Below are 9,366 nucleotides of genomic sequence, written 5' to 3' on the forward strand. Positions count from 1 at the left end.
GCCAGTCTCCCATCATTTTTCCCCACAACTATATATATTTATTGCGTAGGTTGGTAGATTGCTTACCCCAAAACAGGTCAGCTATCCCGCATTTATCCTTATTGTGAGTTTATATGTTGTAGGAGGGTATAGTGAATAGGGAATAGGGAATAAGGGTTTTTAAATTGTGAATTCATTTTAGGCTTTGCTACCCTGCTGTCTCAATGATCAGTTTTTAACCGGACACGATATTTGTCACCTGCTAAGGAACTTCCCACTAAAGAAATATTCCATCGGTTGGGTCAGCAGGGAGCGCAGGGGAGGAAGAATCTCATCCTCATATTGGTTCTCACTCATTAAATAATTTAATTTCTGGAAGTCACTAACAACCGAGTTAATTTACTGTAGAAGAACAATCCTAACAATAGTTTGTTTTCCAGATATGCTTTCAATGGAAAACTCTCCGCCGTGCAGTTCCACCAACCTCTTGGCAATTAATAGTCCTAAACCAGAACCCTGTTGTTCATGCATTTTGCGTCCAAACTGGACATAAGAGCCAATGTTAGCAATTTCCTACTTGGTCATGCCACGACCATAGTCAATGATAAATAAATGAAAATAATTATCACTATTATACCCTATAATTTTCACTGGTGTATTAGGTAAGGAAAATTTAAAAGCATTATCAATTATTTCTTCAGCAATTTTACTCAACCTGACAGGAGAAATTTTGACTATTGCATCTGATATTTCTATACTTAAATCTCCCGTTCTATTTGCTGCTTGAGCTATTTTTTCAGCTACATTTTCAACAGTTGACTTCACAAAAGTTTTGATTCCTTTATTGCGAAGTTCAGCAATTTTTTCGGGATCAGATGCTAATAATTCTAATTCTGCATACATGATAAAATTAAGAGTCAATCTATGCAGCCTTAACCCAGCTTGATGAATTGATTTTAGCATTTCTAAATTTTCTTCATTAGAAAGAATTACCCCTTCTTGAATCAATAAATTGGATAATCCTATAATATGATTAAGAGGAGTATTGATTTCATGGGGAAGTGAATAACTGATAGAACTGCTTAAAGCATTCAATTTTTGTTGAGTTTGTTGGTCAGCTATAGCTTGTTTATCAAGTCTAGCAGCAATTGCTTGTAGTAAATCATCGGGCATAAAAGGCTTAGTTAGGTAATCATCCGCACCGAGTTCCATCCCTCGACGTAAATCTGACCACTCTGATTTAGCAGTTAAGAAAATTAAAGGAATTGTGGCAATAGAACTATCCTGACGCAGTTTAGTTAATACACTATAACCATCTAATTCAGGCATCATCAAATCGCAAATAATTAAATCAGGATGTTGAGATTTAGCCAACTCCAAACCCTGTAACCCATTTTCTGCAACTAGTGTATCAAAGTCTGATAAATGCAATATTTCTCGAATATTGTTTCTAATTTGAGCTTCATCTTCAATAATTAAAATTGTTTTCATGTTATTTCCCTTGTTTCCCTGATAATATAGGACTCCTATCAACAATGCTCGGTTAAGACAATAAAGTAGGCTGAAAACCTTGAAAAATACCTGTCTATCATGCCCACAAAAATTTTAACTGATTAGTATTGTAGCTTCTATTTTTTTTTAAAGCTCATTTCTTGGTTATTTATGTTATTTAATTATTGGCTAGTAAGTAAATCTTCAAGTCTTCTATTGCTAAAGGACGACTAATAAAATATCCTTGGATCATAGAACAATGATTTTGTTTGAGCCAATTTAACTCTTCATTGGTTTCTACCCCTTCGGCAATGATATTGACCTTTAAACTATCTGCCAACTGAATTATGCTTTTAACAATTGATTGCTTATTTTCTAATTTATCAATATTAGTAATAAAATACCGATCTATTTTTAAGTGCCGAAAAGATAATTCTTGCAGATATTTAAATGATGAATACCCTGTACCAAAATCATCAATTGATAGTTTGATGCCATAATTACTTAACTCGTTTATTTTGCTTTTCACTACTTCAATGTCTTGAATAAATACAGTTTCCGTCAGTTCTAACTCTAATAACTCTGGATCACAATTTGTATCGGCAATAATGTCATTAATGCGGTTAATGAAATTTTCTTTTCTAAATTGATGAGCGGATTTATTAACATCTACCTTTAACACACCAAAACATTCTGCTTGTAATTTTTTTAATTGTGAACAGGCTGTTTGGATAATCCATTCTCACAAGGGAATAATGAAACCTGATTCTTCAGCAAGAGGAATAAATTCGGCTGGAGATATCATTCCATATTGTGGGTGTTGCCAACGAATTAATGCTTCCACACCAACATTTTTTTTATTGCAAATATTAATTTGAGGTTGATAGTAAAGCTCAAATTCTTTTCTTTCAAGCGCGTGCCAAAAGTCAGACTCTAAAATCACTTTTCTAAAAACAATATCCAGTATTTCCTGATTATAGAAATGATAGAAAGTTTTATTTTCCTGTTTATAATGCTCTAGAGTGACTTCTGCATGAGTCAAAATTTCTCCTAGTTGGAGGGCATCATTTGGATAACAAGCAATGCCAATTCTAGCTTGAACATAGATTTCCTGATTATTGATAATTAACGGTTGTGATAGAATATCTAAAATTTGTTCAGAAATACCAGATACAATTTTACTGTCTTTAACTGGCTTTAACAACAATGCTAGTTGGTCAGTTTTTAGGTAAGCAATTAAATCAATAATTTGATTGTCAGAGTTTAGTAGATTTAATTGTTCCCCTATAGTTTTAATTAACACATTCCTTAAATTTTGCTCAAAGAATAATTTATTACGGTAGATAATATCTATATCAATCAGTAACAGGGGCAACAATTGACCTTGATTGTAAGCCTGGAGACGAGTTTGATTGAAATACTCTTCTAAGAAGAATTGATTGGGTAAACCAGTTAAGCTATCATGACGAGTCAGATAATTGATCTGATGTTCCATCTGCTCAATCTGGCCTTTGTACCGTTGGGTAACTATTTGCCGTTTTTCCAGTTGAATTGAAATTACCCGGAGGAGTTCATTGGTTTCAAAAGGCTTAGTTAAATAGTCGTCTGCACCCAGTTCCATTGCTTGACGCAGATCACGGTGTTCTGCTTTAGCAGTCAGAAAAATGAAGGGAATGTCCGCAGTCAATGGCTGTTGATGCAATGCTTTAATTACTCCATATCCATCTAATATTGGCATCATCAGATCGCAAATAATAATATCTGGGTGATGATGTTGAGCCATTTGTACTCCCTGCCATCCATCTGCTGCGGTGATGGTAGCAAACCCATGAAGATCAAGGATTTCCTGAATGTTTTCTCGTATTTGAGGCTCATCTTCAATAATCAGAATCGTGTTCATATATATTGGATTGGGTAAAACCATCGGTAAAAATTCAGACTGCTGGATTAGTTCATCTTAATACTTTATTATGACCAATTTTTTGTTCTTTACGCTTCGTGATAAATGCGGAATAATTCACTTTTAATCCTGGCTGATGGCTGTTAGCTGACGGCCGAATGCTTACACATCTTTTACAAACACAAAGTGATGTAATTTTATTACAAACAATAATTCCCAAACCCTTGTTTTACCGATTCCTAGAAACAATCCCACCCAGGGGCTTCCAAATAAAAAAATATCCAATTGTTGATTAATCAGGGGAAGAATAAGCTGATAGTCCTCACCAGATACAAAAATTGGATAATTGAATTTTTGGATTTACCTAAGAGGATGTTTGAAAAGTATCAGAATTAATCGAGATCCCCGCAACCCCCCTTACAAAGGGGGGCTAAATTTCTCAAAGTCCACGCCAGTTGCTTCAAGTCGGGAAACCCGCCCAACGCACTGCCTCCCCTTTTCAAGGGGGGTTTAGGGGGATCTGCGGGTGTCAAATCCCACACGAAAAAGTTTTCAAACAACCTCTAACAGCACCACCCGCTATGAATGAAAGAACCAGTTTTTCTCACCCTATACCCTTGTTTCTTGAGAGCGGTTAATTGAGAAGAGAGCATCCCAATTTTGAAAAAATAACCGCAGCCATACTAAAAACATAAGAATTTAGGAGTCAGGAGTCAGAATGCTTATGAAATGAAGAATATTGAAAGCATAATTGAGAAAAGCAGTAGTATCTTTAGTATAAACAATATTGTTTGGTGGCTTATTTCCTAAGTTAAATGAACTAGTACCTAGTAAGTCAGATTGGGCAGTTATTCACCGAGTTAACAGTTTTTACTTGTCCTCTTTGCTGCTTTCATGATCTTAAAGATACAAGTTTATTTAGGGTGTGCATATCGTGAAAAACCTGAATATTTTAAAATCTGTTATCATTGAATATACGTAAGTACATATATAATATAGCAGTATATTTATGTAGTTTTCGTTTAAACCTATCCTGCTCAAAGCAAAAATGTGATATCTGCTTTTCAAATCAGAAGAGCGTATCACATTTTGTATTGGACGACAAGCATTTAGGGAACTCCAACAAATAAATTAGCCGTATATAGCGTTTCCTAATGTAATGAGGTACAAAGTTATCTGTGTTGATCTGCGTACCCTATGCCTACGGCACGCTTTGCGAACGGGAAGCAAGCTACATCTGCGGTTAATTATTTCTTCCTGTACCTCACTTGAATGGGAATTGCTATATTAACTATGAATTCGTGGTTTTGGGTGTAAAGTTGCTAATATTTCACTTTCCACAATTGCTAATTCATCCAGTCGTTGCATGACAATTTCTCGGTCAAAATAGGTATCTGCTAAAACCCAATATGTCCCAAAATGTCGCGCTTCTGATGCCATTAAACCACGATAAAATTGAGCTAATTCTAGTTCAGGACAGTTTGCTGCTAACAGTCCTAAACGTTCATGACTGCGTGCTTCAATTAAACCAGTTACGAGTAAATTATCTAAAAATTGCTCTGGTTCTTTTTTTCTGACTTGTGCTTTTAAACCTGCACCATAGGGAGGTGGTGATAAAGGTGCGAGGGGAATATTACGACGTTCTAACCATTGGTTAACTAGTTCAAAATGTTCTAGTTCTTCCCGTGCGATCGCTGTTAACTCCCTCACCATTTTAGTATTAGAGGGATAACGAAACATAAAATTTAACGCTACACCTGCGGCTTTGCGTTCACAGTGGGAATGGTCGAGTAAAATAATATCTAAATTGGCGATCGCTTGCTCTACCCAAGCATCACTGGTAGGTTGTTTGAGAGCATTGATAGTTGGTAAAGGTGAACTCAGCACAATTAATAATTAGTGATTGGTGATTGGCTAGAAATTGTCAATTGTAAATTATCCATTTTTGAATAGCCCTTAGCCACTACCTATTATCAACCCTAAACAGATAATTAGCAACTCATATAATTGTTTCTTTCCCCATTACCAATTACCCATTACCCATTACCAAGCTATTGGTTGATGATCACGGAAAAAGTTCCCTGTTGCACTTCCATCAGGAAGAGTTGCTAACCATATCATCGTATCTACACCTTTTTCTGGGGTGCGGGGTGCTTCTGAACCTCCCATATCAGTTTTTACCCATCCAGGACAAATGGAATTAACTAAAATATTATTGATTTGTAATTCATTAGCTAACATTCGTGTGAGAGCATTTAACGCAGTTTTTGAAAGACGATATCCAGGATAACCAGCGTCCATGTGGCTTAATTGTCCCATTCCGGAAGAAACATTAACAATTCGTCCATATCTTTGTTTCTTCATCAAAGGAACTAACGCCTTTGTAACTCGAAAAACACCATAAACATTGGTTTCCATGGTTTTTTCCCATGTTTCTATCTCGGACTCAAAAATACTTTGACCTTGATCTTTTGGATCTATCAAGATTCCTGCATTATTGATTAATACATCAAGTTTACCAAATTTCTCCTGAATGAATTCGGCTAATTTTTGGCAACTTTCATCACTGTTAACATCTAAAATATGAAATGTGATTTTTAATCCTTCATTTTGTAATATTTGCGTGGCTTTTTGACCTTTTTCTTCATTCCTACTGGTAAGAATTACATGATATCCTTGTTTAGCTAATTGCCGAGATGCTTCAAATCCTAAACCGCGATTTGCACCAGTCACTACTGCCACTTTATTTTGAGGATTCATGTTTATTTACTCCTAATTTAATGCATTTACAACAGTATTTTATTTTTAGCAGTCAGTAGTCAGCAGTAAAACCATAGTTATACAGTTTAAATGCGGAACAGCTTACTAACAGATAGCCCAAACAAACTCTGGCCTGCCTTCACAAAAAGACTTTATCAGCAACCCCTACTTAAATGCGTCGATTGACTAAAGTTGCCCCAGCTTGGTCAACTGGCATTAAGATAACTTCGTTAATATTGACATGAGCAGGTCTAGAGGCACAGAAAAATACTACATCAGCTACATCATCAGCGGTTAGGGGTTTTAGTCCTTGATATACTTTCTTTGCGCGTTCTGTGTCTCCGTGAAACCGCACTTGACTAAATTCTGTTTCCACCATACCGGGATCAACAGATGTTACACGCACAGGAGTACCTAATAAATCTTGTTTTAAACCTTCAGAAATTGCTTTGACTGCGGCTTTTGTACCACAATAAACGTTACCACCGGGGTAAGTTTGATGTCCCGCAATAGAACCAATGTTGATAATATGACCTCGATTTCGTTTCACCATACCGGGAACTACATAACGAGTCAGGTAGAGCAAACCTTTGATATTAGTATCAATCATTTCTTCCCAGTCTTGGATATCGCCTTCATACAGTTTATCTAAACCGCGACTTAAACCAGCGTTGTTAATGAGGATGTCAATCTTTGACCAAGCTGGGGGTAAATTAGAGATGGTAGATTCCACAGCAATGCGATCGCACACATCTAGTTGTAATAAATGAATTTTGTCAGCTGGTAAATTTAAGGTTTTGGTAAATTCCTGTAAGCGATCGTACCGTCGAGCCGCTAAAATCAGTTTTGCACCTGCATCAGCGAAGATTTTAGTGCAAGCTGCACCAATTCCGCTACTTGCACCAGTGATTAAGACGATTTGGTTTTCTACAGAGAGCATTTTCAATAGTTTTGTTGTATATGTTTTTTTGGATCACGCTCCAGGCACAGAGAGAGCGCGCAAAGGTGAGTATGTCAAACATAAATCAGTGGTAGTGAGATCACCACTGACTAATTTTTGATTATTTTTTCACCACTAAACGCTGAGTAATCATTGTCATGCCATCATTACGCAGAATAACAGCAGAAATCCATTGATGACCAGGTGTAGAAGGTGCGCGTCCGATTTTAAACAGTCCCCCAGCAGTTAGTAATTCTAAATTTACAGGTGTAGGATTGAGATATTTGGTGGGTTGAATGGTTTCTTCCAAAGCACTCCCCAACAGGAAATCATTACCCAATGGCTCTTGGACAATAGCATCAAAGTTATATTTCTGACCAACTTTCACCTGTTGAGGTAATTTAATTTCTATTTGGGGTGGTTTTTTACCAGAAGTAAGTTGAGTGCGTTCTGATAAGATTTCTTGACTCAGAATTTTTGTACCAGAAACACGCTGACGGGAAGTAATGGTAGCGTTAAGAGCTAGATTATTGCTGTTAGCAGAAGGAGAACCTGTGATTGTGGTGACAGTTTCGGCAATAATAGTATTGCCTTGTGATTTCCAAGACTGCAACCGTGTGTTGTAGCGTAGTTGGGGATACCGCTTCCAGAAAGATGTCAATGCTTGTTCCATAGTTTGGCGGTTTAAGCCATCTCCATGAGTGAAATTGGGGCTGTAAAATTGCATCACACTTTTCACATCACCCTTACTAGAAGCGGTATCAATTTGAGTCAGCAGGGTTTTGAGTTTTGCAGGAGCATTTTCAGGTGTACCGGCTTGAGCAAATTGCTGATTATTACTAAATCCCAGTGTCAGTAGTAAGGAAACTAGGGAAATACCCACAGGCAATGTTTTGTTGTTTTTCATTAATAAAGCAATAATGTTAGTCATTAGTTAAGATCTTACTGATTTAGTTAAAAAAGGTCAGGAATTTGTTTATAACTAAGTCGGAATCAAGTCCGCTATGATGTGATAACTTTATTGGTTAGGGTAATCAACTAATTGAAAAACCCGCTGACCTAACATAGAGTATCTTAAATTAGATCAGCTAGGCGCTTAATGGTATAGCTTGAATGGCAAACGCACCGATAAAATTACTCATAGCTGCTAGTGGAACAGGTGGACATTTGTTCCCAGCGATCGCATTAGCAGAAAAATTAACAGAATATAAAATTGAATGGCTAGGTGTTCCCAATAGACTAGAAACTCAACTTGTCCCTGACCAATATCCTCTGAATACAATTGCTGTTGAAGGTTTTCAGCAAGGTTTGAGTCTTTCGTCTGTGCGAATTTTGTTTAAACTCATCAGTTCGATTTTAGAAGTCAGACGCATTCTCAAACAAGGGAATTTCCAAGGATTATTTACCACCGGTGGTTATATTGCAGGGCCAGCAGTCATAGCAGCGCGTTCTTTGGGTTTACCCATTGTTTTTCATGAGTCTAACGCTTTACCAGGTAAGGTGACGCGCTTTTTTAGTTCTTGGTGTAGTGTAGTTGCTGTAGGATTTGCCGCCGCAGCTAAATATTTACCTCGTGCTAAAACTGTCTGTGTGGGTACTCCTGTCCGTTCTCAGTTCTTAGATGCAGAAGTTGACAATACTCTAGATTTATCAATTCCTGATGGTGTTCCTTTAATTGTTGTGTTTGGTGGTAGTCAGGGTGCGGTAGCTGTTAATAAATTAGTGCGTCAGTCGGTACAAGCTTGGTTTGACGTTGGTGCTTATGTAGTCCATTTAACAGGCGATAACGATCCAGAAGCGAATAGTTTACAACATCCCCAGTATATAGTATTACCTTTTTATGATAACATGGCGGCTTTATTGCGCCGTGCTAATTTAGCTATTAGTCGTTCTGGTGCTGGTAGTTTAACAGAATTAGCGGTTTGTGGTACGCCAGCAATTTTGATACCTTATCCTTTTGCGGCAGAAGATCATCAATCTTATAATGCTGCGGTTTTTACTGATGTTGGTGCAGCTTTAACTTTTAAACAGTCCCAGTTGACAGGGGAGATATTGCAAAAACGAGTTTTAGATTTGTTGCAGTCACCAACAGAATTAACAAAGATGGGAGAGAATGCCAAAGCGATCGCAGTTCCTGACAGTGCTGATCAGTTAGCGGCTTTAGTGCGGAAAGTGATAGCAGGGCTTATGCTTGAATAGTTAGGGTTTGCTGAATAAAGCCAAAAGCCAGATAAATAAAGAGTTTAAGGGTAAGAAAAAAGGAACAAGGTGCAAGAAAAAGGGGTAAAATAGGTAA

The 9,366-nt window shown here is 37.1% G+C and carries 7 protein-coding genes and 1 pseudogene; 1 reads left to right on the plus strand and 7 read right to left on the minus strand.

Annotation, left to right across the window (positions count from 1 at the left end; translation table 11 throughout):
- Nucleotides 1-378: 378 nt before the first annotated feature.
- The 7 genes and pseudogenes from A0J48_RS27295 to A0J48_RS24990 all read right to left on the minus strand — a co-directional run bounded on the left by A0J48_RS27295 (nucleotide 379) and on the right by A0J48_RS24990 (nucleotide 8,001).
- Entirely contained in the window at nucleotides 379-549 is a 171-nt protein-coding gene (locus A0J48_RS27295) for a sensor histidine kinase (RefSeq protein WP_325079089.1), read from the minus strand.
- Nucleotides 550-552: 3 nt separating this feature from the next.
- On the minus strand, nucleotides 553-1,470 hold the full coding sequence (locus A0J48_RS24965) for a hybrid sensor histidine kinase/response regulator (RefSeq protein ID WP_234301150.1): 918 nt from the start codon (nucleotides 1,468-1,470) through the stop codon (nucleotides 553-555).
- A 178-nt stretch (nucleotides 1,471-1,648) separates the two neighbouring features.
- A pseudogene (locus A0J48_RS24970) lies at nucleotides 1,649-3,394 on the minus strand (putative bifunctional diguanylate cyclase/phosphodiesterase).
- 1,263 nt (nucleotides 3,395-4,657) lie between these two features.
- Nucleotides 4,658-5,257 (minus strand): MiaE family protein, encoded by a 600-nt coding sequence (locus tag A0J48_RS24975; RefSeq protein ID WP_200327280.1) that lies wholly within the window; start codon nucleotides 5,255-5,257, stop codon nucleotides 4,658-4,660.
- Nucleotides 5,258-5,413: 156 nt separating this feature from the next.
- Entirely contained in the window at nucleotides 5,414-6,130 is a 717-nt protein-coding gene (locus A0J48_RS24980; RefSeq protein ID WP_200327281.1) for an SDR family oxidoreductase, read from the minus strand.
- A 169-nt stretch (nucleotides 6,131-6,299) separates the two neighbouring features.
- Entirely contained in the window at nucleotides 6,300-7,070 is a 771-nt protein-coding gene (locus A0J48_RS24985; protein WP_200327282.1) for an SDR family oxidoreductase, read from the minus strand.
- A 121-nt stretch (nucleotides 7,071-7,191) separates the two neighbouring features.
- The gene (locus A0J48_RS24990) at nucleotides 7,192-8,001 is read right to left on the minus strand and encodes a nuclear transport factor 2 family protein (protein ID WP_200327283.1); all 810 of its coding nucleotides are present in this window, start codon (nucleotides 7,999-8,001) and stop codon (nucleotides 7,192-7,194) included.
- Nucleotides 8,002-8,183: 182 nt separating this feature from the next.
- Here A0J48_RS24990 and murG point away from each other — a divergent pair, with 182 nt between their 5' ends.
- Nucleotides 8,184-9,269: an undecaprenyldiphospho-muramoylpentapeptide beta-N-acetylglucosaminyltransferase gene (murG, locus tag A0J48_RS24995; protein ID WP_200327284.1), complete on the plus strand. Its 1,086-nt coding sequence runs from the start codon at nucleotides 8,184-8,186 to the stop codon at nucleotides 9,267-9,269.
- Nucleotides 9,270-9,366: the final 97 nt, after the last annotated feature.

It is taken from the genome of Sphaerospermopsis aphanizomenoides BCCUSP55, from assembly GCF_001586785.1.
Classification (GTDB): domain Bacteria; phylum Cyanobacteriota; class Cyanobacteriia; order Cyanobacteriales; family Nostocaceae; genus Sphaerospermopsis_A; species Sphaerospermopsis_A aphanizomenoides_A.

What these genes read in the sequence shown, in the direction of transcription:
- A0J48_RS24985 (WP_200327282.1), bottom strand. Translation starts at nt 7,070, where the DNA reads ATGCTCTCTGTAGAAAACCAAATCGTCTTAATCACTGGTGCAAGTAGC.
- A0J48_RS24980 (WP_200327281.1), bottom strand. Translation starts at nt 6,130, where the DNA reads ATGAATCCTCAAAATAAAGTGGCAGTAGTGACTGGTGCAAATCGCGGT.
- murG (WP_200327284.1), top strand. Translation starts at nt 8,184, where the DNA reads ATGGCAAACGCACCGATAAAATTACTCATAGCTGCTAGTGGAACAGGT.
- A0J48_RS24990 (WP_200327283.1), bottom strand. Translation starts at nt 8,001, where the DNA reads ATGACTAACATTATTGCTTTATTAATGAAAAACAACAAAACATTGCCT.
- A0J48_RS24965 (WP_234301150.1), bottom strand. Translation starts at nt 1,470, where the DNA reads ATGAAAACAATTTTAATTATTGAAGATGAAGCTCAAATTAGAAACAAT.